General features: G+C 72.5%; 2 protein-coding genes and 1 pseudogene. All 3 read right to left on the bottom strand.

Translation table 11 applies throughout. From position 1 onward, the window contains the following. On the bottom strand, positions 1-295 hold a 295-nt coding region (locus tag CCL05_RS42410; RefSeq protein WP_483025086.1), incomplete at its 3' end, for a CIS tube protein. 57 nt (positions 296-352) lie between these two features. Next, positions 353-778 (bottom strand): phage tail protein, encoded by a 426-nt coding sequence (locus CCL05_RS42405; protein ID WP_086565833.1) that lies wholly within the window; start codon positions 776-778, stop codon positions 353-355. A gap of 24 nt (positions 779-802) precedes the next feature. Beyond that, positions 803-1,225, bottom strand: a pseudogene (locus CCL05_RS42400) (hypothetical protein); the annotation flags it as partial.

Genomic DNA, 1,225 nt, shown 5'->3' with positions numbered 1-1,225 from the left:
TCATCAGCTTCTCCACCGCCAGCTCCACCGAGTTGTCGTGGGTGGCGGTGGCGTCCAGGAACACCTCCAGGCTCAGCGTGCGCGGACCGCTGCCGACGAACTCGGGCAGCGCGGACTGACCCGCCATCCGGGACGGGGAGCGCCGCCACTCGGTGGTCTTCCGCAGCTCCAGAGTGGACGGATTGAACTGCAGGTTCAGCCGCGCGATCGTCCCGCCGGGCTTCGCACCGACGGAGGCCGGGGGCTCCTTCAGGGTCAGCTGCGCCCGGGCTCGGCTGGAACGGGCTGGCGACACGGCGGGACCTCCTTTCCTGGGATGTGTACGTGTCGGTCGACGGGTCGGCGCGAGCTCTCAGGAGGGGCGCAACCCCTGGTGGGCGATCTCCAGTGTCTCCACCGCCGCCTGGGAGTTGGCGGGGTCGAAGGACGGGCCCTGCCAGCGCACGGGGACGATTCCGAACACCTGCCAGCTGATGATCCGTGTCAGGTCCGGTTTCAGCGCCACGATCTCGCCGTCCTTGGGTTCCACCCGCTTCAGCGTCTCGTCGAGCCAACGGGCGATCTTCGCCGTGTCGGCCGTGACCGGACGGGTGAGCGTGATGTTCGACCAGGTCACGCGGCCGGGCAGCTGCCAGGTGAAGCCGTTGTTGCCGCCCTCGGCGTACGTCTCCATCTCGACCTCGGCGCCCATGCCGGAGCACGTGTGGAAGGCGCCCAGGTCGTTGCCGCCGATCGCGAGCCGGAAGAACACGCTCGTCGCGAAGATGCTGTCCGTCATCCGTCCATCAACCGTTCTGGGTGCTCAGCGGCGTCCGTCGTAGGGGCGGCCGGTGCGTTCGCGCCCACGCCGCAGCTCTGTGCGCAGCAGCCGCGAGACGGGGTCGATCAGGCGGCGCGCCAGGTCGTCCAGGTCGAGACCGGGGTCGTCGTGCGTCTTCTCGGGGCGGCGGGTGGCCGCCTTGCCCGAGGCGGGCGTGGCGGCGGGGGGCGCGGACGACGAGCGCGAACGGCCGCGCGCGGGCACCTCCTTGACCGGTACGCCCTTGAGCAGGTCGGCGCCGGCGGAGTCGGAGGCATCGCGCTGCACGCGGGTGGCCGATCCCGTCGGCGGGGCCGTCCGCGGCCGGACCACGGGGACGGGTCCCACCGGTGCCGGGGCAGCGGCCGACGGGCGGTCCGCGAGCGGGGGGGCCTGCGGGGCGGTCACCGGCAGGGGCTTCGCCGG

Source organism: Streptomyces africanus (assembly GCF_002150735.1).
GTDB classification, from domain to species: domain Bacteria; phylum Actinomycetota; class Actinomycetes; order Streptomycetales; family Streptomycetaceae; genus Streptomyces; species Streptomyces africanus.
This window is presented reverse-complemented; position numbering and strand designations above follow the sequence as displayed.

What these genes read in the sequence shown, in the direction of transcription:
- CCL05_RS42405 (WP_086565833.1), bottom strand. Translation starts at nt 778, where the DNA reads ATGACGGACAGCATCTTCGCGACGAGCGTGTTCTTCCGGCTCGCGATC.